Raw genomic sequence first — 24,633 nt, 5'->3', positions numbered from 1 at the left:
CATTCCAATATTTCACTCAAACCGATTAATTAGATTTTACCACACTGTTTCTCATTTATACACTTCTCAAGCCTTTATTTGTACAATTGATAAACATTTGTCAATTATTTGACTTCAAAGGATAAGAAAATGCCCCCACTTCAAAATCAACGAGAATTTTTTGCGTAGCTTTAGCCTTGATAGCCGGATAATAAGCCATTTTAGTTGCAAAAGTTGAGATAGTTGCAATCACCTCATTACCATCGTTCAGATAAACTCGAATTCTTCCAGAATTGACCTGTGACGGATCATAATGCACCTCTGAAATAGCACTCGTCAATTTAGCCGGCATCTTATTCATTTGAATAGCCAACAATTTTAACTGCGGTTTCTTTCCGAACCCCGAATAAACAGGATAATTGTCAGCCGGCTGATTCCGTGCAATCTGAGACTGGACTCCCTTTTTGGTCAGGGCATAGTATTGCTTTCCATCTAACACGTAACCACTCACTGGACTAGCGGTCGTCTGCAACTTAACAGTTGTCCAATCATAATTAAAACGGACTTGCTTAACTTCTGCCACAGCAGTCAAAATCTCTTGCTTAATCTTTTTTTGCATAAGCACTGTTTTTAACAGCAGCCCACCTTTTTTTAACCCGCTAGCAGCTAAAATAGCCGAACGCGTCTGGGCATCTGCTCCAGTGACTGTGACTTGGCTAATCCGGCTAATTGGGAGTATAAAGTACAAAGACAGTATTCCCATTAACGAAAAGAAGACTAAGTTAATGCTCAAGCGTCGGCGTAAGACCTGATTCCTTTGCCTTGTCAACAATGGCAGTTTATCTCCGATTCGTTTTTTCCTCTTAAAGAAATATCGCTTTTTGCTCTTCTTTTGCCGCCTTTTTCGCTGCATTTCCTCCCATGGAGTCAGAGGCTGGTCCTTGATATTTTTTCTTTTCAAAAACCGATTATGGCGCATCACGACCAACCTCCTTTAAAAATTATTTTTTGGCAATCAATTGCTGCAACAGTTGCTCAATTCTAGTTGCCGCATCCGGTACACCAGCTGCGCGTGCTTTAGCAGACATTTCCATTCTTAACTGGTCATTACGCAAAAGTTCATCAACCGCATCTGCGAGTTTGACCCCTGTCAAATCAGCCTCTGTAATCATTTTAGCAGCTCCGACCGTCACCAAGCTTTGTGCGTTATGCGTCTGATGGTCATGTGTTACATAAGGACTTGGAATCAGCACAGAAGGAATCCCCAAGGCTGTAATCTCTGCCAAACTAGTTGCGCCAGCTCGCCCAACAATACAGGTTACCTCGGGTAAGATTGCCGGCATATCAGGAATATACGGCTTAATTAAAATATTCTGCGGCACAGGTGTCTTTAACTCATCCATTATTTTTTGGTAGTGGACACTGCCTGTTACAAATAGTACCTGATATTCTTTTTCGGCAAAATATTCAAAAGCCGCGATTGTGGCTTCATTAATTCTGCGTGCTCCGCGTGATCCTCCAAAAATCAGGACTGTCTTCTTAGTGGCACTTAGACCCAATTCTTGCAGCCGTCCAGAAGGCTTAATTCCTGCGACCTGCTGTGCGCGCGGGTTGCCGGTGAAAACTACTTTTGCAGCAGGAAACTCAGCTGCCGCTTGTGCAAAACAAATCCCAATCTTATCAACAAAATGACTTAAAAATTTGTTTGTAATCCCTGCAATGCTATTTTGTTCATGAATAAAAGTTGGAATTTTCATTTTTGCAGCAGCATAGACTACCGCACCACAGACATAACCACCAGTCCCCACAACAACGTCAGGTTTAAATTGACGAATAATCCGTTTGGCATCATGAACACTTTTTAAAAAGAGGTAAATCGTTTTAAAATTCTCAAGCGACAATGACCGCTTGAATCCTTGAATCTTAATGGTCTGAAAAGCGACTCCTGCAGCTGGCACAATTTTGCTTTCTAATCCCTTATGCGTTCCAACATACAGAACTTCCGTCGCAGGATCATCTTTTTTCAAAGTCTCGATCAAAGCTAACGCTGGATAGATGTGTCCTCCAGTTCCACCACCAGAGATTAAAATACGCATCCTATTTCACCTCCACTTGCTTTTGCAGCTTGGTAACAGCCGTAATAAACAGGTCACCACGAACTTCAAAAGTTGGATACTGATCCCAGCTCGCACAGGCCGGCGAAAGCAATACTACATCACCAGCCTGGCTCATTTCATAGGCTAAAGGAACTGCCGAAACAACATCTTTAGTATGTACAATCTTTTTAACACCAGCTTTTTTGCCCGCTGCTGCTACAAGCTCTGCCGTCTCACCAAAGACAATTAAACCGCGTAAATTCTTAAAATACGGTTCAAGGCGCTCAAAAGTAAAGCCACGATCCAAGCCGCCTGCCATTAAGACAACTGGTGCCGTAAAACCAGCTAATGCCTTTTCTGTGGCTTCCATATTGGTAGCCTTCGAGTCATTATAGAACTTCCTACCGTTAATTGTGGTAACATACTGTGTCCGATGGCGTACGCCGGAAAAAGTTTGTAAAACCTCTGCAATCTGTTCATTACTTTTACCCATCAATTTCGCAACTGCTAAGGCAGCCAAGGCATTCTCCACATTGTGGTCTCCAGGAACTTTGATCGCACTTGCCAGCATAATTTTCTCGCCTTTAAAACAGAGCCAGCCGTCCTTCAGATAGGCACCTGCTTCGGTTTTATCCTGTCTTGAAAAGGGAACAACTTGGGCATGTGACAACTGACTAAGTTGACGCCATTCAGCAGCATCCCAATTAACTACAAAGAAATCAGCTTGATCTTGGTTCATCGTGATGCGCATCTTTGCTTTAACATAGTTTTCACGTGAACCATGATAATCTGTGTGCGCCTCGTAAATATTTGTCAAAACTGCAATATGAGGTTTTAACTTTGTAATTCCCAGAAGTTGAAAACTTGAAAGCTCTGTGACCATTACATCTGCAGCCGTGGCTTTTTGTGCAACTTGACTTGCTGGAATTCCAATATTTCCCGCCAATAATGCCTGCCCCTTAGTTGCTCCTTGATTTAGCATCAATGCGATCATTGTTGTTGTTGTCGTTTTTCCATTTGTCCCTGTAATCCCAATCAAAGGTGCATCAAGAATTTCAAAGGCAAGTTCTGGTTCGGTGATGATCGGCAAATGTTGCTTAACAGCAGCTGCAACAAGCACATTGCTATATGGAATCCCCGGATTTTTAACAACCAGTTCAGTACCTTCAAGTAAGGAAAGTGGGTGTCCGCCCGTCACCAGCCGAATCCCTTGCTGGCGCAGTCCAGCTGCCACTTTAGGATCTTTGGGCGCTTTGAGATCATTGACAGTTACGTCAGCTCCCAATTCGCACAAAAGTTTAGCTGCATTCACACCGCTTTTGCCTAATCCAATTACCAGCACTTTTTTATTTTCATACGCTGTTATTTTTTTCATCTGCATAGACTTCCTTTTCACAATTTGCACAAACACAAAATTATAGTATTTTTTACTCTAAAGAACGTTCCAGAGTGTCAGAATTCCTGCAATTAAACCAATTAACCAAAAGGTCAAATCGATGCGCCATTCGCTCCAACCGCTAAGTTCAAAGTGATGATGGATGGGACTCATTTTGAAGATTCGCTTACCAGTCAGCTTGAAAGATGCAACCTGCAGCATAACACTTGCAGTTTCAATTACAAAAATAATTCCAACCAGCAGCAAAGATAATTCTTGGTGTAATAAAATTGAAACGGCTGCCAATGCACCACCCAGCGAAAGTGAACCCATGTCACCCATAAAAATTTTGGCTGGCTTATGATTAAAAATTAAAAAACCTGCAAGTGCACCAATGACAGCTAAACAAAACAGCAAAATATCAACCTTGTGCTGTGCATGTGCGATCACTGCATAAACTCCAAAAGCAATCATTGCTTGTCCCGCAACTAACCCGTCAATTCCATCGGTCAGATTAACCGCATTTGAAAAGCCTACCAGCCACACAATTACAAATAAAGTAAAGAGCAACCCGAGATGAACTTCAAAACCCATGAAACTTAATGACGCTGGTAATTTTTCATGTGTGTAAACAACCATGAAAATCAATGCCCCGATAATCTGTCCCAGCAATTTCTGCCAAGCTTTCATTCCTTCATTTTGTTTCTTCCACAATTTAATTGAATCGTCCCAAAATCCCAGTGCGCCATAAAGCAGCAAAATGAAATCCAAAACCAGCAATTGTGAAGTCAGCTGATGCCAAAAAAGTGGCAAAATCAGTGCTGTCAAAAGAATTGCCCCATTAAAAACTAGTCCGCCCATTGTTGGAGTCCCAGCTTTTTTTTCGTGCCACTTAGGGCCAACTTCGCGAATCATTTGTCCCTGCTTTTTCTTATGTGCGTAATTTATAAATAATGGTAAAAAACTGACTGTCGCCACAAAACTGATTAGCGTGGCGATTGCCATCTTAAGAATTGACATTTAACTTTCCTGCTCCTTTATTTTAAGTGCTGCCTGTGCTTCTTCAACATCATCAAAATGATATTTATGAGCTCCGATGATCTGATAATCTTCATGTCCCTTTCCGGCAATTAATACAATATCGCCCGGACACGCTTGGTTGATCGCCGCTTGAATTGCTTCTTTACGGTTAACAAAAGTTGCAACCGTGCGTCCTTGTGGAACTCCCTGCAGCATGTCATTGATAATTGCCTGCGGTTCTTCTGAACGCGGATTGTCAGAAGTAAAGATTGGATAGTCACTGTAGTTGCAAGCAATTTGAGCCATTTTAGGCCGTTTGCCGTGATCACGGTCACCGCCACAACCGACTACGCAAAAAACTTTGCCCTTAACAAAATCGTTAATAGTTTCAAGTGCATTCAGCAAACCATCCGGTGTATGTGAATAATCAACAATTGCAGCCACTTTGGTGGGAGACGAAATTAACTGCAGCCTGCCTTTAACACCTGGAAAGGCCTCCAATGTTTGGATAATCGCGCTTGGCTCCAAACCAGAAGCATAGGCCGCTGCAAAAGCAGCCAAAATATTGTACACATTGAACAGACCCACCATTTTTACTCTAAGATGCCACTTTTGTTCAAAAAGCTGCAAGTCAAAATCTGTTCCCTGACTATGAATTTCAATATTAGTGGCTCTGATCATCGCCGCTTGTTTGATTCCATAGGTTAAGATTTGGGCCGCGGTATCGTGCTCCAACTGTCTACCGATCGGATCATCAATATTCAAAACAGCAATTTTACCATCACTATTATGCGCATAGGAATTGCCTAATTGTGAGAACAGCAGACTCTTGGCATGCGCATAATTTGCCATTGTCTTATGATAGTCAAGATGATCGCGCGTTAAGTTCGTAAAGACCGCTACATCAAAATCAATTCCCCAAACTCTGCCTTGAATAAGCGCAATTGATGAAACTTCCATTGAAACAGTTGAAACACCACGTTCAACCATCTTATTCAAGGTACGCTGCAGCGTAATAATGTCAGGAGTAGTATTTTTAGTTTTTAGGATTTCATCCCCAATCTTACGATACATTGTGCCAATCAAGCCAGTTTTTTCTCCGTGAGCGCGGAAAATTGCTTCAACTATATGAGTAACTGTTGTTTTTCCATTCGTTCCAGTTACTCCTACCACTCGCAAGGCTTGACTAGAACCAGCATAAAAATAACTGCTTAAAACAGCCATCGCGCGTTTAGTATCTTGCACATATACAACTGGAATACTCCCAGTCTCGACTTGCTCTTGTGCAATAATCATTTTTGCACCTTTTTTTAGTGCCGTTTTAACTAATGTGTGCCCATCCACAACTGCACCCTTAATTGCAATAAAAACGCTGTTATCAATAATTTCCCGGGTATCTTGTGTGAGCAAAGAAACTCTGAAATCTTCATAGCTTCCTGGAACCACTTGCTTAAATTTCAAACTATTAATTAATTTACTTGCTTGCATAATTCACCACATCATTCTACTTTAATTGAACTGAAACTTTGCTAACACCTGTCAAAGATTTATTAGCTGCCACACTTTGTGAACTGACGTATCCGGAACCTGAAAAATCAAATTCGATTCCAAGAAGTTTTCCTAACTTGGCAACATCGCTGCGTGACCAGCCTGAAAGATCCGGCATAACTTTTTCACCACCAGTCAACAAAATGATTCGCTCACCTGAAAGCTTCACACTTCCTGCATTTTCAGACTGCGCCAAAACCTTTTTGCCGTTCCCTACCTCTACAACTAATAGTCCACTATTACTCAACTGCTGGCGAACCGTTGCGGCTGTTTGACCGACTTCATTTTGAATTGTAACTTGCGTGCTTGAAGTTGTACTGGATTCCTGCTTTTCATCAAGTGCCCTTTTCAGCAAAGGATTGAACACAGACGCCAGCATCTCTCCAGAAGTTCCATTTGCAAATGTTTTTGGCTGTTTCATTACTAAGTACAAGATATATTGCGGATTATCTGCAGGTGCAACTCCAACTACCGAAAAAGTATAGTTGGTCTCACCCGTCAAATAACCGGTGCCCGAGCTATTGCCAATTTGTCCCGTCCCAGTTTTAGCAGCAATCCGATACCCATCAATCTTAAATGCAGATCCAGTTCCATTTTGATTATAGACAACATCTTGCATCATACTCAACACTTTTTTTGAAGTTGATTTCTTGATTGGCTGTCCAACAACCTTTGTTTTTGTTTGATAAACCGTTTTGCCTGTATTTGGATTGACCACTTTGCTGACGATCCGCGGCTTAACCATTTTACCATCATTAGCAACTGCCGAAAAAGCCTGCATCATTTGTAAAACTGAAACATTGATGCCTTGTCCGTAAGCAGTATTCGCCTGCTCAATCGGATATTTATATTCAATACTTCCTTTAGTTTCATTCAATAAACCTGAGGAAGTCGAACGTAACAGGCCAAAGCGGTGAATATAGTTCAACCAGCGTTTTGCTCCCATTTGTTGTTCCAAATGCGCCATACCGACATTCGAAGAACGAATAAAAGCATCACGGTAAGTAATGTTGCCCCAACCATTAGTGTTCCAATCATCCACCGTTTTACCATCGATTTTATAAGTTCCTGACTTGAAAGTGCTGTTTTGATTATATATCCCACTATCAATTGCCGCCGACATCGTTAAGACTTTCATGGTAGAACCAGGTTCAAAACCATCTTCCACCAAGATATTGCGCCACATTTGATTCAATCCATCCTTGGTTTGCGCATTAAAGGTTGGCCGTTGTGTTGCCGCTTTAATCTCTCCTGTTTTTGGATCCATTAACACAGCACTCATGGATTGCGGATGATATTTTTCCTGGGCTTGAGTCATTAAAGTTTCTAGATAAGTCTGCAACCGTGAATCCAAGGTCGTGTAAACATTATCTCCATCCTTGGCTTTGCGAGTTTTGACTTTCGATCCCGGAATTGGGGTTCCACGAACATCCTTTTCAAAACTGCGGACTCCGTTGACTCCAGCTAGCTGCTTATTAAAGATTTTTTCAAGCCCCATGACTCCCACCATCTTATTCGACTCATTTTCAGCAAGCCCGATCAGATGTGAAGCAAAAATTCCATTAGGATAAAGACGTGCCTGCGACTCTTTAAAATTAATTCCCGGTAAATTAGCCGCTTCAATTTTCTTTTTAGTTTCAAGTGAAATATTCTTTCCAGCCGTTCCCAGCTCAACTTGATAAGTTTCCTTGTCGCTGGGATTCAAAATTTTAAGTACCTGATCATAACTGATCGTTAGATTTTGACTTAAGATTTTAGCCGCTTTTGTCTTTTCACTTTCAGCCAAATACTGTCGTTTCCCAAAAGCAACTGCTGATTTAGACAAGACGATATAAATCGAATACGTCGAGGTATCTTCTGCAATTGGTTGGTTATTTGCATCATAGATTGTGCCTCGTTGAGCTTTAACCTCAGTCTTGCTTGCATAAAGCTGAGCAACCCTTTTAGGAAGATCAACACCATTTGCAGTTTTAAAGACTGCAATATAAAAAAAGCGACCGATAAATAGTGCGAATAGCAGCGCAACGATAAAGAAAATTCCACGTCCATACAATTTTCTGTTTTTTTGCTGTATTCGTCTATCTATCTGCCGCTTACTCTGCTTGCTCATTTTGAAACATTCCTTATATTCTGATTATTCATCTTCAGGCCCAGGTTCTGAGCAATCTGTGTCAACCTACTCCGGCTTGATAGTTCACTGATCTCCTGCTTCGTATCAACGTTTTTATTTTGCAGACTGACAATGCCCTGATTAACCTGCTGTAAATTATACTGTGCCTTTGAAAGTGTGATTTTAGCAGAGATCACAGTAATCATCAACACCATGACCATCAGACCTGCAATTACAACCCCAAAAACTTCCAAACGTGACAACGGAACTCTCTTAGAATAAGTTTTAACTTCTTTTGTATGTAATGTTCTAGGTTCATGTTCAATTTGTGGTTGAACTTTAATTTGTCTTGCGGTGTTCTGTGCCATTCTATCACATCCTTCGATCTAAATTATTAAATTATTCTTTAATTCGCTCGATAATCCTTAGTTTGGCAGAATGTGCCCGATGATTTTCAAGCAATTCCCTTTCAGAAGGGACGATCGGCTTATGCGTCACGAGTCGATACTTCGGTTGATACTCTGTTGGAATTACCGGTAACCCAGGCGGAAGTTCAGGAAGCGAACTTTTTTCCCTAAAAAGACTTTTAACCAACCGATCTTCAAGTGACTGAAAGGTGATGACACTAATCCGTCCACCTACCTGCAGCAACTCAAGTGCTTGTTCCAGCGATGCTTCTAGTGCACCTAATTCATCGTTAACAGCTATTCTGATTGCCTGAAAAACTCGTTTGGCAGGATGCCCTCCAGTTCGGCGAGCACGTGCCGGAATTGCTTCTTTAATCAGTGTAACCAGTTCACCGGTTGTCACAATCTCTTGGGTAAGACGTCTTTTTTCAATCAAACGTGCAATTGATTTAGCGTATTTTTCTTCGCCATACCGAAAGAAAATCCGCACAAGGTCTGCGTAAGGCCACTCATTCACAATTACCCGCGCTGTCAGTTGCTGGCTTTGGTCCATCCGCATATCAAGCGGCGCATCGTAACGATAACTAAATCCGCGTTCGGCATCGTCAAATTGAGGAGAAGAAACTCCCAAATCATAGACGATCCCATCAACCTGATTCACTCCGTTTTCTTGTAATTTCAGCTGAAGCTCACGAAAATTGGCTTTGATAAAGGTTACTTTTTTTGCAGCAGTGCTGTCTTTAAACCGCTCTAAATTATATGTAATCGCTGTTTGATCTTGGTCAAAGGAATAAAGATGCCCGGTCGATAACCCCTGCAGCAATAAACTAGTATGTCCTCCAGCACCAAGTGTGCAGTCAACATAAATTCCTGTCGCCTTAACATTCAAACCTGCAATTGCTTCATGTAATAGAACAGTTGTATGTTTAAATTCTTCCAAAGTAACCCCCTCTAGACCTAAAGCCCGAAATCAATCATATTTTCGGCAATTTCATCAAAGTTGCCCTCTGCTTCAGTTGAAAAGTCATCCCAGCGTGTTTGAGCCCAAATTTCAAAACGATTTGAAACCCCGACCACCACACATTTTTTATCGAGTGCAGCATGCTCGCGTAAGGGCTTAGGAACACTGATTCGCCCTTGCTTATCGAATTCACACTCGGTTGCGGCGGAATAAAAGAACCTCACAAAGGCACGTGCGTCTTTTTTAGTTAATGGGAGTTTTTGCAGCTTTTGTTCCAATTTGTCCCACTCGTTTTGAGGATAACCAAATAAACAGCCATCCATTCCCCGTGTGATCACAAATTTTTCACCAAGGTCCTCACGGAATTTGGCGGGAATGATTAGGCGACCCTTTTCGTCGATCGTATGACGAAACTCTCCCATAAACATCAAAAGACACCTCCTTTGACACTACCTTAAACTGATATTACCACATTCCCCCACTTTAAACCACAAATTTACCACTTTTAACCACTTTGAAATAAATTGAAGCCAGCACAACGTTCAAAAATTGCATAATGCGCTTTCAAGTTATTGAAAATTCAAGCACACAAAAAAAGAGGCTGTGACAAAAGTTAAATTTTGTCACAGTCTCTTTTTTATTGCCGGATAAACGTGTTCCATAAGTCAAAATTCTCCGTCTAACTTCGAATTACTCATAGCAAAGTACTCACGATGTTCGCAATTTCGAGTTAGCACTCAAATTTTCCCGACTTATGTCACACTCTCCTATTTCATTAAATTATTACTATTCTTTTCAACAAATTCCAAGACCAGACACCCAACTACAAAGTAGCCTTTTAAAGAAATTGTAAAATCAAAAGCACCCCATAAGCCCCATAAATGACAATGTCAAAAAAACGCCAATAACGCAGTATAAACGTCCGATAAACAAGTTGTCTTTCTACAAGTGCATATCCGAGACTCATTGCAATTCCTAAAACTGCCATTCCCAGAAAAATAAAAGGCAGCAATGAAATCTGAAACCGTGCGCTTGAAAGTTGATGAATCCCTAAAAGTACAAAGAACGCCAAAACATCAAAGGGTTTAATCCGCCCAGAAAAAATTCGAGGACGCAACTTCATTTTTTTCCAAAATTTAAAAATTAACCAGAGTAAGCATAAATAAACTAATTGCCAATACCACTGAAACATCTCAATCATCCTTAGACATTCAACAAGAAAGTATCATGAAGCGCATTTACCGCAACATTCAGATCACTTTGTTTAACTAAAACCCAAATTGTCGTATAACTATCTGTTGTCTGCAGAATTTCAATTTTATTTTTCACTAAAGTTGCCACAATTTTGGCGGTAATTCCTGGAGTGCCCATAATACCTGCACCGACAATTGAAACCTTAGCACAGTCATTGATGACTTCAGCTGTGATTTTTGCTTTAGCCAACAGCTCTTGTGCAACTAAAGTTTGTACATGATTTAAATTAAAGACAACCTTTTCGGGAAGAATATTAATAAAATCAACACTTAAATGATTAGCTGCTAACAAGTTGAAAATCTTATCAGCAGGATAGGCAGCAGTCGAAACACTGAATTGAGTTAACCCGACTTGATGAGCAATTCCAGTGACACTCCGGTAATCCTGAATTGACAAGTCACGATCTGAGATCAGTGTTCCCATTTCAGAAACACTATCCCATGTTGATCTGATTCTTAAAGGCACATGTGCTTGCTGTGCAATCTCTACGGCACGAGGATGAACAACCTTTGCGCCTTCATGTGCCATGTTAGCAACTTCCTCATAACTGACATTTTTTAAAAAGCGCGCTTTTTTAACTATTCGCGGATCTCCTGTCATCATCCCCGAAACATCTGTAAAAATATCGACCCTTTTAGCAGATAACGCAGCGCCTAACAAGGCAGCTGAAGTATCACTTCCACCACGTCCTAGCGTCGCCAGATGACCTTCACGTGATAATCCCTGAAAACCGGCGACAACGACTACATCTTTTTGCGAAAAGGCTTTGATAATTCCTTCAGTTTTAACATCAAGTACTTTAGCATTTTGATACTCATTATCAGTTCGAAAACCAGCATCTGCACCAGTCATCGCAGTCGCAGCCAATCCATTTTCTTTTAAAAGCTCTGTAAAGACAGCTGTTGATATAATTTCTCCCACAGAAACAAGCATATCAAGTTCGCGATGAGAAAGCTTAGTCTGCTCGCCTTTAACTAAGTTCAATAAGGAATCAGTGGCATATGGTGCACCTTTGCGCCCAATCGCTGAGACCACCACCACAACTTTATATCCTTTGGATACTGCATAGCGCACATGTTCGAGTGCCTTATGCCGTGCCGCATCATCTTGGACGGAAGTTCCGCCAAACTTTTGAACCATTATTTCCACTGACAATCCCTCATTCCCTATTATTAACTGTCTAACCGAGCTGCCTCAGCTGAATCCATCAGCGTTGGCGCTTCAATGTAAATTTTATGCCACATCATAAACGTTAAAATTGTCCATAATTTACGTGAGTTATCTCTTTTTTGCAGCCGATGATCTTCCAAAAGCTGCAAGAAGTAATTTTTGTCAAAAAATTGTTCAGTCTGTGATGACTCGATAATATTGCGCGCCCAATCATACATTTCGTCACGCAACCAGAAGCGAATCGGGACTGGGAAACCTAATTTTTTACGATTTAGCACATGTTCAGGCACAACTCCTTCAGCTGCTTTACGTAAAACATACTTAGTTGTGCCATGCGCAATTCGCAGATTAGCAGGAATTTCACTTGCAACTGCAAACACTTCTTTATCCAAAAACGGAGTCCGCAACTCTAAACTGTGTGCAAGTGTAGTCCGATCTGCATTGTGCAGTAAATCGCCATTCAACCATGTATGCACATCAATAAATTGCATCCGGCTAATTGGATCATAGTCAAGCGCATCCTGATAAAAAGGGTGCGTAATTGACTGTAATGGATGAGCATTATCATAATTCTTGATGAATTGATGTTTTTCAGCTTCATTGAAAATAAAGGCATTCCCAACATAACGCTTTTCAAGTGGGGTTGTGCCGCGCAGCAGAAAGCTTCTTCCTTTAACACCTTCTGGAATCATTTCTGCAATTTTATGCAAAACTCCATTGAGCGGTTTCGTATAATTAAAAGGCCGTAATGAATTAGGCTCATTGTAAATCGTATAACCACCGAAAAGCTCATCAGCGCCTTCTCCAGTCAAAGCCACCTTCACGTGCTTACGCGCCTCTTTAGCAACAAAATACTGCGGCACTGCAGCCGGATCAGCTAAGGGGTCATCCATATTCCACACAAAATGTGGGAAAGCTTGCATAAATTCCTCAGGGGTAATAATTGAACTGTAGTTCTTAACCCCTAATTTTTCAGCTGTTTCTTGGGCAACATCCAGTTCACTATAACCTTCGCGTTGAAAGCCAACAGAAACAGTTTCAATTTGCTGATTGAACTGTTTGGCAATTGCTACGATGATTGAAGAATCAATCCCACCAGAAAGAAAGGAACCTACTGGAACATCTGCTCGCATATGCTTTTCAACTGAATCGAATAAAATAGCGCGTACTTTCTTAATATACTCATTTTCGGGACGAATAACCGGCTTAAATTGAGCATAATAATACCGCTTAATCTCTGGTTGCTGTCCTAATTTTTTGGTTAAATAGTGTCCAGGTTCAAGCATCCGAATTTCTTTAACCAGCGACTCTGGTTCAGGTACATACTGATAAGTCATATAGTCTTGGAGTGCATCTTGATCAAAAGTCTTATGTTGCAATACTTTGAAAATCGCCTTGCTCTCAGAACCGTAATAAAAATCATGATCTACCATAGCATAATAGAAAGGTTTGATTCCAAAATGATCACGGGCCGCAAACAAAACCTGTTCCTGCTTATCCCAAATTACGAAGGCAAACATTCCCCGAAAGAACTTAACACAATCCTCGCGATGTTTTGCATACATTGCAAGAATCACTTCAGAATCAGAGTCGGTCTTAAATCCATAGCCTTCTTTTTTTAACTCTTCACGTAATTCAATATAGTTATAAATTTCTCCATTAAAAGTCATCCAGTAACGTTCATTATCATAAGAAAGAGGTTGATGTCCCCCTTCAAGATCGATAATGCTGAGTCTTCTGAATCCCATTGTAATATTTTGATCCTCAAAATAACCTGCATCATCCGGTCCGCGATGGACAACCATTTTATTCATTGAGTGTATCATTTCATTGTATTCTTTTCCGGTATCTTTTGCGACATCACTTAAACACCCTACAAAACCACACATAATCGGCACCTCTTCCGGTAAGTTTTCCATCTTTTTCATTATAAATGTTTGCAAGTTCAAATTCAATTTGTTTCAGAATTTTATAACTTTCGAAAGAATTTTACTAGCATTTGACACACCAGGGTACCAAACGGTATAGTAAACTTCAAAAGACAAATGAAGGGTGAGCGTGTTTTGGCCAAGAAAAAGAAGTCGCGTTTTCAAAAAATTACAATGGCTGTTGTGTGGGTGATGATCATTGCCACGATCGGAACAATGGTTATGACTGCTGTTATTTCCGTTATGGGGTATTAATTACCTTCCAGGACCGCGCTTAGGATAACCGCAAGCGTGCTAGACTTAAATTTACAAAAACAATGTCCATGATTAGCAATAAGGGGCTGTGACAAAAATTAACTTTTGTCACAGCCCCGCTTTTATTCCGGATAAACGTGTTCCATAAGTCAAAATTCTCCGTCTAACTTCGAATTACTCATAGCAAAGTACTCACGATGTTCGCAATTTCGAGTTAGCACTCAAATTTTCCCGACTTATGTCACACTCTTTTTGTTTTATTTTGTAATGTCTGAATTAACGTGCTGCAAAACCTGCCTAACCTTAGCACTTCTTTTCTACTGCTGGATAGTCGCCTTAATCATTGACGCCAACATAATTACGAATTTTGTTCAACCAATTCCTTGTATTTTCAGAATCAGCCACTCTTCCATTGATCAGTTGATTGACATAGGGTTTAGAGAGTCCAAAGTGATTGGCAATATCAGACTGAGAACTTGGCCTAATACCCATTCGTTTATTTCTTTTCAGACACAGTAAAATTGCATCTGACAGTTCATATGTCATTTCAATCCACTCCTAATCAGGCTAAAATTAGCTAATTTGTTTGACGACCCAGTGACAGTATTATAAAATCAACAAGGAAGCGCAGTGTGAGGTCACACATTGCAGTTCCATTAAATATTAATTAATTTATCGTCTGTGGTAATTATACTAACTTATTGATTAGTTTTCAATGACTTTCTAACTTTTTAGTTATATTTTCCTGATAGGAGACTCCTTATGTGTACAGTAGATCGAATCAAGAACCTTGCAAAAGAACATCATATCTCAGTCTACGAACTTGAAGAACAGCTTGGGTTCGGCAAAAATACGATCTATCAGTGGACAAAAAGAACGCCTTCTGTTGAACGTGTTAAAAAAGTTGCTGATTATTTCGATGTTTCATTAGACTATCTGATGGGACGTTCCGCTAACGAAAAAATTAACACTAATAAAATTGATTTAGCTGAAACTCAACAAGGAATTTTAAGTTTTGAAGGTAAAGTTATTCCAGACAACGAACTTGAACTGATTAGAAAAATGCTTCGAAATACTCAAAGTGACACCTCGGAGGATCATTAGGCATGGAATCGCTGGTGCTCAACTCACTGTTGAAAACTGCTGCAGCTTTAGGAATCAAAGTTATTTGGACAAAAGAATTGGCTGCTGAAACACCTGCAATAATTGCATTAAAACAGCGCTGCATCATCATGAACCTGAATTGGCACCGGCGTAATGAGCTCATCTTTCAGCTTGCGCATGAAATTGCACATTTGCTGTTCAAGAATATCGGCGACGAGGTTCTTTATGAATGTTCCTATGCTCAGCGCGCTTTGATTGAAGCCAACGCTAACAGCGGAGCCATTAAGCTATTGCTTCCTTTTTACTGCGAACAAAAAGAGCGAGAAGATGCGAATGCAGGAGAGTTTATCAGCATTTTTGCAATTCCTGCTCATCTGAATGAGGAAGTTTTTTCACAAATGAAAGCATATTACCATCTTTAAAATTCATTTTTCAAGCATCAAAAAAGGTTGCGCTAAGCTGGAACCAACTTAACACAACCTTTTTTAGCATACCCAAGTTAAGTATACTTATAATCCTCTTACTTACGACGCTTTTCAGGAATACGAGCTGCCTTACCATGCAAAGCACGCAAGTAATAGAGTTTAGCACGACGAACACGGCCGTGACGAATTACATCAATCTTTTCAACACGTGGTGTATGCACTGGGAAAGTACGTTCAACCCCAATACCGCTACTAATTTTACGCACAGTATAAGTTTCGCTGATCCCTTCACCACGACGTTTGATAACTACACCTTCAAAAATCTGGATACGTTCGCGTGTCCCTTCAACAATGCGGGCATGAACACGAACAGTGTCCCCTGGACGAAAATCAGGAATGTCGTCTCTTAATTGACCTTCCGTGATCTTTTTAATCAATGGATTCATTATGTTTCTTCCTTTCGCCGACATTCATGTCCATTCACAGCGGAATATCGTTAATTTGGCATAAGCCAATAAGAATGTTACCACATCAAAATCAGAATTTCAAGTTAAACTTGGACAACTCAAAAATTCAGCAGTTAACTCAATCTGCAGAATTTAGTGCCTAGTAACTGCACTTTTAAATTCCACTTTGCTGTTTAATGATTCGCAGCCACGCTTGCTGCTGCGCTGTCAACTTCAACCCAGCTAACAGGTCCGGACGCCGTTGATAAGTTCTCTTTAGCGACTCATAAGCACGCCACTGTGCTATTTTTTGGTGATTACCGCTCAAGAGGACATCTGGCACCTTTAACCCACGGTAAACGGCTGGACGTGTGTATTGCGGATACTCCAGCAAACCGGTTGAAAAAGAATCATCACCTGCCGAGGCAGTGTTGCCCAAAACACCTGGTAACAATCTAACTGTTGCATCAATAATTACCATTGCTCCGAGTTCTCCTCCAGTTAAGACGTAATCTCCCAGAGAAATCTCATCTGTTACTTGCGTTCTAATCCGCTCATCATAACCTTCATAATGTCCGCAAATAAAAGTTAAATGCTGTTCTTTTGCTAGCTCTGTCGCCACAGCTTGATTAAATTGTCTTCCGGCAGGATCAAGCAAAATTACACGGCCAAGATCACCGCTGTTTTGCTGCACTTGATCAAGTGCAGCAAAAATCGGCTGCGCCTGCAACAGCATTCCTGCTCCTCCGCCGTAAGGATAATCATCGACATGGTGCTGCCGACTTTCAGTAAAATCTCGATAATTTGTAATATCAACTTGCAGCAGTTCTTTCTCAAGCGCTTTACCCACGATTGATTGGTGTAAAGGCCCTGCAAACATCTCTGGAAAAAGACTTAAGATATCGATTTTCATCACTCATCCAACCCATCTAAAAGCTCTATTTCAACCACACCGTTTTCCAAATCGACTTTTTTGATCACATCTTTAATAGCTGGTAAAAGCAGGTCCTTCTTTGGGGGACGTGCCACAACCCAAACATCATTTGCTCCGAGGCTGAGAATTTCTTTAACTGTCCCCAAGCTCCCCTTTTGCCGATCCTGAACCTGTAAACCCACAATTTGGTGATAGTAAAAATTGTCATCGCTTAAGCGCTGTTGCTGCTGCTCGGTAACCAGTAATTTGCATCCTTTGAATTTCTCAACCTGATTAATGTCATCATAACCAACAAAACTAAGCAGATAAAATTGTTTTTGCTGCCGGACATTCTGCAGTTCAACCATGAGTGGCTGCGCACTTGTAGTTTGAAGGTAAAGCTTTTTCCCCTTTTGGAAACGTTCAGCTGCGAAATCAGTAATCGTAGCTGCTTTAACTTCGCCACGAATACCGTGAGTATTAATGATCTGCCCAACTTCGTAGTAATCCATCTGAGCACCTTTCCTTTCTTAATATAAAGAAAACCTCTAAATGAAACATTGCTGCTTCATCAAGAGGTCCTCAATTAGGTATTTTTAATAATCAAACGAACGCGCTGCTTGCCATTCAGACGGGTATTATGGATGAGCGTCCGCAAAGCGTTTGCGATTCGGCCATTCCTGCCGATCACCCGTCCCAGGTCCTGCGGTGCTACGCTGAGATTAAAAATTAAAAAATGACTGCCCTGACTAACTTCAAGTGAAATCATTTGGGGCTTAGCAACAAGTGGTTTAATAATCGCAATGATCAACTGGCGCACATCTGCTTCTGTCATTTTAAATTTCCCTATTTCTTAGCAAACTTTGCATCATGGAATTTCTTCATGACACCATTCTTTGAAAGAATATTGCGCACTGTATCTGAAGGCTGTGCACCATTATTCAACCAATTCAAAATGTTTTCTTCTTTGAGAGTTACCTTTTCAGGCTCTACTAATGGGTTGTACGTACCAACTGTTTCAATAAAACGACCATCACGTGGTGAACGTGAGTCTGCAACAACAATTCGGTAGAAAGGACGCTTCTTAGAACCCATACGTTTCAAACGAATCTTTACTGACATAAATACACCTCCTAATATCTTTCTTAACGATAAATAATATACCAGTAATTCAAGCTGCTGTAAAGGATTATTTCTTGACAGAGCTAAAAAAAGATTTTGCATCCTTATTTACGTTTTCTTTTATTGCGCAAGCGTTTGAGTTTGCGTTTCTTATTTTTGCGCATCATTGAATTCATCGACATTTTTGCCAACTTTCCAGAAATTCCATTTCCCAGCATTCCTTCCATCCCTGAAAAGTTGCCCTTTGAAAATTTGCTCATCATCTTTTTCATTTGATTAAACTGCTTGATCATCCGATTGACTTCTTGAACAGGTCTTCCTGAACCGGCTGCAATTCTTCTTCTTCGACTTGGATTTAGGACATCTGGTTCAGTCCGCTCCTTTTCAGTCATCGAAAAAACAATTGCTTTCAAATGTTCAATATCCTTAGGATCAACTTTCAGATTCTTAAGTGCAGGATTATTTGCCATTCCTGGAATCATTTTGATAACATCTTCCATTGGGCCCATCTTCTGCACCTGCGTCATCTGATCAATGAAATCATTAAAATCAAAGGTGTTTTCCCTCATCTTTTCCTGCATTTCATCTGCTTTTTTCTGATCAAAATCCTGCTGTGCTTTTTCAATCAGGGTCAGCATGTCGCCCATTCCTAAGATACGTGACGCCATTCTGTCAGGATAAAAGACATCCAAATCCGTCATCTTTTCGCCTTGCCCGATGAACTTGATCGGTTTACCTGTCACCGCTCTAATTGACAGTGCAGCCCCGCCACGTGTATCTCCATCCAGCTTAGTTAGCACAATTCCGGTTACATCAAGCTGCTCATTAAAACCTTTAGCAACATCGACGGCATTTTGCCCGGTCATTGCATCAACTGTCAGTAAAATCTCATTAGGTTGTGCTAATTGCTTGATCTCAGCCAGCTCATTCATCAATTTTTCATCAACCTGAAGACGTCCGGCTGTATCAATCAAAACATAATCATTTTTCTTTTCCTGTGCAAATGCAAGTCCTTGCCGGACAATTTCAACCGGAGAAATATCTGTCCCTAAAGAAAAGACTGGCACATCAATATTTTTCCCAATAATTTTCAACTGGTCAATTGCAGCTGGACGATAAATATCACCTGCAATTAACAATGGGCGCGCTTTTTGTTCATTTTTAAGTTTTAATGCCAATTTGCCAAGAGTGGTTGTTTTCCCGGCTCCTTGCAGTCCCACCATCATTACGATCGTAGGAATCTTGGGCGCCTGGGCCAGTTCCACTGCTTCTTGTCCCATTACTTTGGTCAATTCGTCATTAACAATCTTAACAATCTGCTGTGCCGGTGTCAGACTCTCTAGGACTTCTGCTCCAATTGCCCGCTCTCTGACCGTTTTAACAAAATCCTTAACAACTTGGAAATTAACATCAGCTTCCAGTAACGCAAGGCGAATTTCACGCATAACTTCTCTTACATCCGCTTCACTAACCTTGCCCTTGCGTCTTAGTTTGCTGATTGCGTTTTGCAGACGCTCTGTTAATCCTTCAAATGCCACTTTTGGCCACCAACTTTCATTCTTCTAGTTGTTCTAGCTTCTTCACCAATTTTAATAAAACTGAATCTTCTGGGTAATTTTCTTCAACATACGCTAACAGTTGATCAGTTTGTGCGCTTTGCTGCTGAAATTGCTGTAGCAGATGCAATTTCTCTTCATATGCCTCAAGGATTACTTCAGTCCTCTTTATGTTATCATAGACTGCCTGCCGAGAAACATGGTAATTTTCCGCAATTTCGCCTAAAGAATAATCATCCCTGTAATAAAGTGCAATATATTCATTTTGTTTGCTGGTCAAGAGCGGTTCATAAAACTCAAATAGTGCATTAATGCGATTTGTTTTTTCAATTGCCATCTGCAGCTCACCACTCTCATTTTGATTTTTAGACCAATCCCTTAAAAAGCCCGTAAACAAACTCTTCAGGTTCGAAATCGCGTAAATCATCCATTTGTTCACCTAATCCGACCAGCTTAACAGGTAAATGAAGTTCATTCCTAATTGCCAAGACAATCCCTCCGCGAGCTGTACCATCGAGCTTAGTTAAAACTATTCCGGTCACATTAGTTACCTCTTTGAACTGTTTAGCCTGTGTTAATGCATTTTGGCCCGTAGTTGCATCCAAAGCCAACAAAACTTCTTGAGGCGCATCTGGTAGTTCACGTGTGATGACACGTGCGATTTTAGCCAGTTCGTTCATCAGATTAACTTTATTTTGGAGCCTTCCTGCTGTATCAACCAACAAGACATCATAATCTTCTTCTTTAGCACGCTGTACTGCATCAAAAACCACTGCAGCGGGATCACTACCTTCTTTTTTATGCACGACCGCAACATCTACCCTTTTGCCCCATTCAACAAGTTGTTCAATCGCTCCCGCACGAAAAGTATCCGCGGCCGCCAAAAGAACTTTTTTCCCTTCATTCTTGAAGCGATGGGCCAGCTTGCCAATCGTTGTTGTCTTTCCAACTCCATTTACACCCACAAACAGAAAAACAGTCGGTCCAGCAGGTGCAAAATGCAATGCATTTTCTTCACGTTTACCTTCTGCCTCATACAGTGCAACTAATTTTTCAATAATAGCCTGTGAAACTGCCTGCTTGTCCTTGGCATTGCGTAATTTAACTTCTTCTTTGAGTTCGTCACTGATACGAACAGCCGTCTCAAACCCAACATCAGCCTCAATCAGTGTCTCCTCGAGTTCATCAAAAAATTCTTCATCGACACTGCGAAAATTTGCAAACAGTGCATTTAGTTTATCACCAAAAGTTTTTCGTGATTTTTCTAGTCCACGATCATATTTTTTTTCTTCTTCACTCGCCTGTTCAGTAGTTTCACCACCAAAAGCGCGTTTTAACTTATCAAAAAAGCCCATTTTTTATCCTCCCCGTCAATCCATTATTGTCTGGTATTTGCCAAAGAGACCGAAACCATTCTTGAAACCCCAGACTCTTGCATTGTTATTCCATAAAGTATATCTGCATGCTCCATTGTACCCTTGCGGTGTGTAATAATGATGAATTGTGTCTGTGCATGAAAATGACGTAAATATTGTGCATAGCGTTCGACATTCGCATCATCCAGTGCCGCTTCTGCCTCATCCAAAATTACAAAAGGAACCGGCTTGACTTTCAAAATTGCAAACAACAACGTAATTGCTGTCAAAGCCTTTTCGCCACCTGATAGCAATGACAACTGTTGGAGTTTCTTTCCCGGCGGCTGTGCCATAATCTCAATTCCAGTAGTTAGCAGATCTTCTGGTGCAGTCAACTTCAAAGCGGCCTGCCCACCACCAAAAATCTGTGGAAATAGCTTACTAAAAGCAGCTGCGACGTCTTTAAAGGTTTGCTTGAAACGTACCCTGACCTCATTATCCATTTCCTGCATACTATTTTGCAACTGTTTCTTAGCTTCAAGCAAATCAGTTTGCTGAGTTTCTAAAAATTGGTAGCGCTGATTAATCTGTTCGTACTCTTCAATTGCATTCAGATTTACATTCCCTAATTCTTTCAACCCAAGTTTAAGTAGTTTCAATTGGTGCAATACATGTTCAATATTTTCTTCCTTAATTTGCAGTTTGGCTGCTTCAAATGAAAGTGAATATTCCTGACTTAGTTCCTGCAAATTGCGATCAAGCGCAGTGTTAATTCCATTCAGCAGCACACTTTGCTCTTTTTGCTGATTAAGTGCGATTTCCTGCAATTCAGTTAACCGCACATTTTCTTTTTGAACTACAACCAACTGCTCGTGGAGCGCACTTCTTTTTTTCTTTCCTTGACTAATCTGCACTGCAAGTTGCTCTTTTTCCGCTTCCAGGTTGGCGATGCGCGTTGCCCATGTGCTGCCTTGTTGTGAGTCGAGTTCTACTTGGCGGACAAATTGCTGCAATGCGGCTTGAGTTTCTTTGTCCTCGAGCCGCAACTGTTCAGCCTGTTCATCAAGTTCTTTTTGCTTGGCACGCAGACTAGCTAACCGTTCGGCCGCAACCGCTAATTTTTGCCGAATTTCATTTAAATGGCTTTGGTTTTGCTGCTGCGATTTATTAAGATTCGTCAATTCAGCTTTTTTTTGCTGATAGCTGTCCTGCAGCTGCTGAACCTGTGTATTAAGCTTGCCTTGGGCATGTTTGATTTTTTGTTTTTGCGCTGCAAAATTCGAACCGGTTTGTTGACTACTTTGAAATTCCAATTGTCGCAACTCATTTTGCTGCCGTTGATACTTCAATTTATTCTCTACAACTGCCAGTTCATTCTTCGTTGCTTGCTGCGACTGCTGCTTTTGAGCACACTGTTCTTCCTGTGCAGTGATCTGTCTTTGCCCGTCATCCAGTTCAGCCTGTAAAGCATTACCTGCAATTTCTAGCTCCTTCATCTTGGCCTGCATGGTTTTTATATTAGCTGTCAATTGCTGAATCTTTTGCTTTTGTTCTAGCAAGCCGCTGCTGCGTTGGCGCAATGCCCCTCCTGTGATTGACCCGCCAGGATTGATCACATCTCCTGCCAAGGTAACAACACGGACGCTATGTTCTAACTTTTTAGCAAGTTCAATTGCAATTTCGATGTTTTCAACAAAAACCGTTGTTCCCAGCAAATAATTTAAAATCGGAAGATCAGCTGTTTGGCTGGTGATTAATTGGCTGCCCACCCCTAAAACGCCTGAGCAAGACTCCACCGTCTTTTGTTGATAACTGCTGAGTCGTCGCTGACGCACGGCAGTCCGCGGTAAGAATGTAACTCTGCCTAGCTTTTTTTGAGTTAAATAAGCAATTGCTCTTTTAGCAGCTTCTTCATCTGTAACTACTACGTTTTGTAATTGACTTCCAAGCGACATCTCAACTGCAACTGCAAGCTGTGCCGGAACATTCAAACGTTCAGCGACCGAACCGATAATTCCTTTAAATTGTCCCCGAACGCGTAAAATTTCCTTAACTCCATGGAAATAGCCGGCATAGTTTTCAGAAACACTTTTTAAACTATCATGTTGCGCCTGCGCCCGTTGCAGAATTTCTAAGCCCTGATACCAGCGTTTTTTTTGTGCTGCGAACTTTTGCTGTTTCTGTGCTAATTGCTTTTTAAGGGCCATTACTCCTGCCTCTAATTGTGCAGTTTTAGCGGTTTCGCGATCCAACTGGGTTTTTAATTTTTGTGCTTCGTCCTCTAATTGAAGTGTGATCTGTGCTATTTCAGCTCGCTTTTTGGCAAATGAACTCTGCGTAGCTGCTTCACGCTGCCTTTCTTTTTCAAGGTAAGTAAGCTGATTAGTCAGCGTAGTTTGCTCCTGCATCTTGGTAATAATTTGACTACGCAGTTCCTCAATCTCTTGCTCAAGAGTAGCTTCATCGAGCCCTTGAACATGTTTTAACGCTTTGATTTCGTGCTGTAGTGTGTTCTGAGTGGCTTCCAGTGTTTTTAACTGCTCAAGTAGTTGCCGCTTTTGAACTGCCAGATGCTTGCTTCTTTGCAAATCTTCCTGGTGTTTTTTTTCAAGTTCTTGTTGGCGCAGCTGCTGAAAATCCTTTTCTTTTTGGGATAATTCGCGCTGCCCACTCAAACGCTCATGCTGTTCGGCCACTTCCACTGACCGTTCCTGCAATGCATCAAGTTGCTCGTTAAGTTCATGCTGTTGCTGCTGCAAATCTGCTGTTTGCTGCTTAATTTGTGCTAAAGCTGCACGTTTTTGAGCACTCAACTGCAGCAGCTTATTTAGTTCAGCATCATGGTCTTCTTTTTTAGCACGATCGCGTTCAATTTCTAAAACCAATCGTGCAAGGTTGTAATGGTCAAAATCTTTTTTTTGTGCCAAGTAGTCCTTTGCAAGACTGCTTTGCTTTTTTAAAGGCTCACGCTGGTTCCCTAACTCGCCGACAATGTCAGCAACCCGATTCAGGTGTTCAGTTGTTTGGGCAAGTTCTTGTTGTGCTTTTTGTTTTTCTTTTTTATACTTTAGCACTCCTGCAACTTCTTCAATAATTGCCCGGCGCTCCTCAGGCTTACTCTTAAAAATTGCTTCAACTCGTCCTTGAGAAATAATCGAAAATGATTCTTTTCCAAGACCGGTGTCAAGCATCAACCCAGTAATATCTTTTAAGCGCACTTGTTTGCCATTCAACAAAAACTCACTGTCGCCATCACGATAGATTCGTCGTGTGATTACAACTTCATCTTCGTTCAGTGGCAAATAACGATCTGTATTGGTAAAGGTGATCGTAACTGAAGCCCGATTTAAGGGTTTGCGTTCACTTGCTCCAGCAAAAATCACATCGGGCATCTTGCCGCTGCGCAAGCTTTTGGCAGACTGCTCCCCTAGCACCCAGCGAATTGCCTCAATTACGTTGCTTTTGCCGCTGCCGTTAGGGCCAACAATCGCCGTCATTCCAGTTTGAAAATCAATTTGCGTTTTGTCCGCAAAAGATTTAAAGCCATTAATGACAAGTGACTTCAGTTTCATTAAATAGACTGCTCCTTTTACGCTCCGTTAAAATTCA

The 24,633-nt window shown here is 41.1% G+C and carries 25 protein-coding genes; 3 read left to right on the top strand and 22 right to left on the bottom strand.

The features are described 5' to 3' along the window. Nucleotides 1–100 precede the first annotated feature (100 nt). The 12 genes from FD50_RS02290 to asnB all read right to left on the bottom strand — a co-directional run bounded on the left by FD50_RS02290 (nucleotide 101) and on the right by asnB (nucleotide 13,809). Complete coding sequence (locus FD50_RS02290; protein WP_056959999.1) at nucleotides 101–958, bottom strand: cell division protein FtsQ/DivIB; 858 nt, start codon at nucleotides 956–958, stop codon at nucleotides 101–103. 22 nt (nucleotides 959–980) lie between these two features. After that, nucleotides 981–2,075, bottom strand: a complete 1,095-nt coding sequence (gene murG / locus FD50_RS02285) for an undecaprenyldiphospho-muramoylpentapeptide beta-N-acetylglucosaminyltransferase (protein WP_056959996.1) — start codon at nucleotides 2,073–2,075, stop codon at nucleotides 981–983. A 1-nt stretch (nucleotide 2,076) separates the two neighbouring features. Further along, a complete protein-coding gene (murD, locus tag FD50_RS02280; RefSeq protein ID WP_056959994.1) occupies nucleotides 2,077–3,450 on the bottom strand; it encodes a UDP-N-acetylmuramoyl-L-alanine--D-glutamate ligase in 1,374 nt (457 codons plus the stop codon). 57 nt (nucleotides 3,451–3,507) lie between these two features. Beyond that, nucleotides 3,508–4,470, bottom strand: a complete 963-nt coding sequence (gene mraY, locus FD50_RS02275) for a phospho-N-acetylmuramoyl-pentapeptide-transferase (RefSeq protein ID WP_056959992.1) — start codon at nucleotides 4,468–4,470, stop codon at nucleotides 3,508–3,510. Then, nucleotides 4,471–5,958, bottom strand: a complete 1,488-nt coding sequence (locus FD50_RS02270) for a UDP-N-acetylmuramoyl-L-alanyl-D-glutamate--2,6-diaminopimelate ligase (protein ID WP_056959990.1) — start codon at nucleotides 5,956–5,958, stop codon at nucleotides 4,471–4,473. It lies immediately after the preceding gene. Nucleotides 5,959–5,974: 16 nt separating this feature from the next. Next, the gene (locus tag FD50_RS02265) at nucleotides 5,975–8,128 is read right to left on the bottom strand and encodes a penicillin-binding protein (protein WP_056959988.1); all 2,154 of its coding nucleotides are present in this window, start codon (nucleotides 8,126–8,128) and stop codon (nucleotides 5,975–5,977) included. Then, nucleotides 8,125–8,496: a cell division protein FtsL gene (ftsL, locus tag FD50_RS02260; RefSeq protein WP_056959986.1), complete on the bottom strand. Its 372-nt coding sequence runs from the start codon at nucleotides 8,494–8,496 to the stop codon at nucleotides 8,125–8,127. Before ftsL ends, FD50_RS02265 begins: the two co-directional genes overlap by 4 nt. A gap of 31 nt (nucleotides 8,497–8,527) precedes the next feature. After that, entirely contained in the window at nucleotides 8,528–9,475 is a 948-nt protein-coding gene (gene rsmH / locus FD50_RS02255) for a 16S rRNA (cytosine(1402)-N(4))-methyltransferase RsmH (protein WP_056959984.1), read from the bottom strand. 17 nt (nucleotides 9,476–9,492) lie between these two features. Beyond that, a complete protein-coding gene (gene mraZ, locus FD50_RS02250; RefSeq protein ID WP_056959983.1) occupies nucleotides 9,493–9,924 on the bottom strand; it encodes a division/cell wall cluster transcriptional repressor MraZ in 432 nt (143 codons plus the stop codon). A 410-nt stretch (nucleotides 9,925–10,334) separates the two neighbouring features. Next, nucleotides 10,335–10,688, bottom strand: a complete 354-nt coding sequence (locus FD50_RS02245; protein WP_056959981.1) for a DUF3397 family protein — start codon at nucleotides 10,686–10,688, stop codon at nucleotides 10,335–10,337. Nucleotides 10,689–10,699: 11 nt separating this feature from the next. Next, nucleotides 10,700–11,899, bottom strand: a complete 1,200-nt coding sequence (gene dapG / locus FD50_RS02240) for an aspartate kinase (protein ID WP_054757536.1) — start codon at nucleotides 11,897–11,899, stop codon at nucleotides 10,700–10,702. Between the two features lie 23 nt (nucleotides 11,900–11,922). After that, a complete protein-coding gene (gene asnB / locus FD50_RS02235; protein ID WP_056959979.1) occupies nucleotides 11,923–13,809 on the bottom strand; it encodes an asparagine synthase (glutamine-hydrolyzing) in 1,887 nt (628 codons plus the stop codon). A 174-nt stretch (nucleotides 13,810–13,983) separates the two neighbouring features. On the opposite strand from asnB, the gene FD50_RS12435 reads away from it, so the two are divergent. Continuing rightward, on the top strand, nucleotides 13,984–14,103 hold the full coding sequence (locus FD50_RS12435) for a DUF4044 domain-containing protein (protein ID WP_082610401.1): 120 nt from the start codon (nucleotides 13,984–13,986) through the stop codon (nucleotides 14,101–14,103). A 336-nt stretch (nucleotides 14,104–14,439) separates the two neighbouring features. On the opposite strand, the gene FD50_RS02230 is transcribed toward FD50_RS12435, so the two are convergent. Further along, the gene (locus tag FD50_RS02230; RefSeq protein ID WP_054757332.1) at nucleotides 14,440–14,649 is read right to left on the bottom strand and encodes a hypothetical protein; all 210 of its coding nucleotides are present in this window, start codon (nucleotides 14,647–14,649) and stop codon (nucleotides 14,440–14,442) included. A gap of 216 nt (nucleotides 14,650–14,865) precedes the next feature. Here FD50_RS02230 and FD50_RS02225 point away from each other — a divergent pair, with 216 nt between their 5' ends. Continuing rightward, on the top strand, nucleotides 14,866–15,207 hold the full coding sequence (locus FD50_RS02225; RefSeq protein WP_054757331.1) for a helix-turn-helix domain-containing protein: 342 nt from the start codon (nucleotides 14,866–14,868) through the stop codon (nucleotides 15,205–15,207). Between the two features lie 2 nt (nucleotides 15,208–15,209). Next, nucleotides 15,210–15,629, top strand: a complete 420-nt coding sequence (locus tag FD50_RS02220; RefSeq protein ID WP_054757330.1) for an ImmA/IrrE family metallo-endopeptidase — start codon at nucleotides 15,210–15,212, stop codon at nucleotides 15,627–15,629. A gap of 98 nt (nucleotides 15,630–15,727) precedes the next feature. Here FD50_RS02220 and rplS read toward each other — a convergent pair whose 3' ends face one another. From rplS to smc, 9 genes are all read right to left on the bottom strand, one after another. Next, a complete protein-coding gene (gene rplS / locus FD50_RS02215) occupies nucleotides 15,728–16,078 on the bottom strand; it encodes a 50S ribosomal protein L19 (RefSeq protein ID WP_056959977.1) in 351 nt (116 codons plus the stop codon). 175 nt (nucleotides 16,079–16,253) lie between these two features. Further along, on the bottom strand, nucleotides 16,254–16,991 hold the full coding sequence (gene trmD / locus FD50_RS02210) for a tRNA (guanosine(37)-N1)-methyltransferase TrmD (RefSeq protein ID WP_056959975.1): 738 nt from the start codon (nucleotides 16,989–16,991) through the stop codon (nucleotides 16,254–16,256). Continuing rightward, complete coding sequence (gene rimM / locus FD50_RS02205) at nucleotides 16,991–17,503, bottom strand: ribosome maturation factor RimM (protein WP_056959973.1); 513 nt, start codon at nucleotides 17,501–17,503, stop codon at nucleotides 16,991–16,993. The genes trmD and rimM overlap by 1 nt, the downstream gene beginning before the upstream one ends. Nucleotides 17,504–17,577: 74 nt before the next feature. After that, nucleotides 17,578–17,826 carry a KH domain-containing protein gene (locus FD50_RS02200; protein ID WP_056959972.1) on the bottom strand — a complete coding sequence of 83 codons (249 nt, stop codon included), beginning with the start codon at nucleotides 17,824–17,826 and terminating at the stop codon, nucleotides 17,578–17,580. Nucleotides 17,827–17,837: 11 nt separating this feature from the next. Continuing rightward, a complete protein-coding gene (gene rpsP, locus FD50_RS02195) occupies nucleotides 17,838–18,113 on the bottom strand; it encodes a 30S ribosomal protein S16 (RefSeq protein WP_054757324.1) in 276 nt (91 codons plus the stop codon). Between the two features lie 104 nt (nucleotides 18,114–18,217). Further along, nucleotides 18,218–19,651 (bottom strand): signal recognition particle protein, encoded by a 1,434-nt coding sequence (gene ffh, locus FD50_RS02190; RefSeq protein ID WP_054757323.1) that lies wholly within the window; start codon nucleotides 19,649–19,651, stop codon nucleotides 18,218–18,220. A 16-nt stretch (nucleotides 19,652–19,667) separates the two neighbouring features. After that, nucleotides 19,668–20,006 carry a putative DNA-binding protein gene (locus FD50_RS02185; protein ID WP_054757333.1) on the bottom strand — a complete coding sequence of 113 codons (339 nt, stop codon included), beginning with the start codon at nucleotides 20,004–20,006 and terminating at the stop codon, nucleotides 19,668–19,670. 28 nt (nucleotides 20,007–20,034) lie between these two features. Next, a complete protein-coding gene (gene ftsY / locus FD50_RS02180) occupies nucleotides 20,035–21,024 on the bottom strand; it encodes a signal recognition particle-docking protein FtsY (protein WP_056959969.1) in 990 nt (329 codons plus the stop codon). Nucleotides 21,025–21,047: 23 nt separating this feature from the next. Further along, nucleotides 21,048–24,596 (bottom strand): chromosome segregation protein SMC, encoded by a 3,549-nt coding sequence (gene smc, locus FD50_RS02175; protein ID WP_056959967.1) that lies wholly within the window; start codon nucleotides 24,594–24,596, stop codon nucleotides 21,048–21,050. Nucleotides 24,597–24,633 lie beyond the last annotated feature (37 nt).

The sequence above is a fragment of the Liquorilactobacillus satsumensis DSM 16230 = JCM 12392 genome (genome assembly GCF_001435195.1).
GTDB lineage: Bacteria > Bacillota > Bacilli > Lactobacillales > Lactobacillaceae > Liquorilactobacillus > Liquorilactobacillus satsumensis.
Note: the sequence above shows the minus strand (reverse complement) of the source record. Positions and strands in the feature narration are given on the sequence as shown.

Excerpts from the sequence above, each read along its gene's own strand:
- FD50_RS02290 (WP_056959999.1), bottom strand. The coding sequence starts at position 958 with ATGCGCCATAATCGGTTTTTGAAAAGAAAAAATATCAAGGACCAGCCT.
- murG (WP_056959996.1), bottom strand. The coding sequence starts at position 2,075 with ATGCGTATTTTAATCTCTGGTGGTGGAACTGGAGGACACATCTATCCA.
- murD (WP_056959994.1), bottom strand. The coding sequence starts at position 3,450 with ATGAAAAAAATAACAGCGTATGAAAATAAAAAAGTGCTGGTAATTGGA.
- mraY (WP_056959992.1), bottom strand. The coding sequence starts at position 4,470 with ATGTCAATTCTTAAGATGGCAATCGCCACGCTAATCAGTTTTGTGGCG.
- FD50_RS02270 (WP_056959990.1), bottom strand. The coding sequence starts at position 5,958 with ATGCAAGCAAGTAAATTAATTAATAGTTTGAAATTTAAGCAAGTGGTT.
- FD50_RS02265 (WP_056959988.1), bottom strand. The coding sequence starts at position 8,128 with ATGAGCAAGCAGAGTAAGCGGCAGATAGATAGACGAATACAGCAAAAA.
- ftsL (WP_056959986.1), bottom strand. The coding sequence starts at position 8,496 with ATGGCACAGAACACCGCAAGACAAATTAAAGTTCAACCACAAATTGAA.
- mraZ (WP_056959983.1), bottom strand. The coding sequence starts at position 9,924 with ATGTTTATGGGAGAGTTTCGTCATACGATCGACGAAAAGGGTCGCCTA.
- FD50_RS02245 (WP_056959981.1), bottom strand. The coding sequence starts at position 10,688 with ATGTTTCAGTGGTATTGGCAATTAGTTTATTTATGCTTACTCTGGTTA.
- asnB (WP_056959979.1), bottom strand. The coding sequence starts at position 13,809 with ATGTGTGGTTTTGTAGGGTGTTTAAGTGATGTCGCAAAAGATACCGGA.
- FD50_RS02230 (WP_054757332.1), bottom strand. The coding sequence starts at position 14,649 with ATGACATATGAACTGTCAGATGCAATTTTACTGTGTCTGAAAAGAAAT.
- FD50_RS02225 (WP_054757331.1), top strand. The coding sequence starts at position 14,866 with ATGTGTACAGTAGATCGAATCAAGAACCTTGCAAAAGAACATCATATC.
- FD50_RS02220 (WP_054757330.1), top strand. The coding sequence starts at position 15,210 with ATGGAATCGCTGGTGCTCAACTCACTGTTGAAAACTGCTGCAGCTTTA.
- rplS (WP_056959977.1), bottom strand. The coding sequence starts at position 16,078 with ATGAATCCATTGATTAAAAAGATCACGGAAGGTCAATTAAGAGACGAC.
- trmD (WP_056959975.1), bottom strand. The coding sequence starts at position 16,991 with ATGAAAATCGATATCTTAAGTCTTTTTCCAGAGATGTTTGCAGGGCCT.
- rimM (WP_056959973.1), bottom strand. The coding sequence starts at position 17,503 with ATGGATTACTACGAAGTTGGGCAGATCATTAATACTCACGGTATTCGT.
- FD50_RS02200 (WP_056959972.1), bottom strand. The coding sequence starts at position 17,826 with ATGACAGAAGCAGATGTGCGCCAGTTGATCATTGCGATTATTAAACCA.
- rpsP (WP_054757324.1), bottom strand. The coding sequence starts at position 18,113 with ATGTCAGTAAAGATTCGTTTGAAACGTATGGGTTCTAAGAAGCGTCCT.
- FD50_RS02185 (WP_054757333.1), bottom strand. The coding sequence starts at position 20,006 with ATGGCAATTGAAAAAACAAATCGCATTAATGCACTATTTGAGTTTTAT.
- ftsY (WP_056959969.1), bottom strand. The coding sequence starts at position 21,024 with ATGGGCTTTTTTGATAAGTTAAAACGCGCTTTTGGTGGTGAAACTACT.
- smc (WP_056959967.1), bottom strand. The coding sequence starts at position 24,596 with ATGAAACTGAAGTCACTTGTCATTAATGGCTTTAAATCTTTTGCGGAC.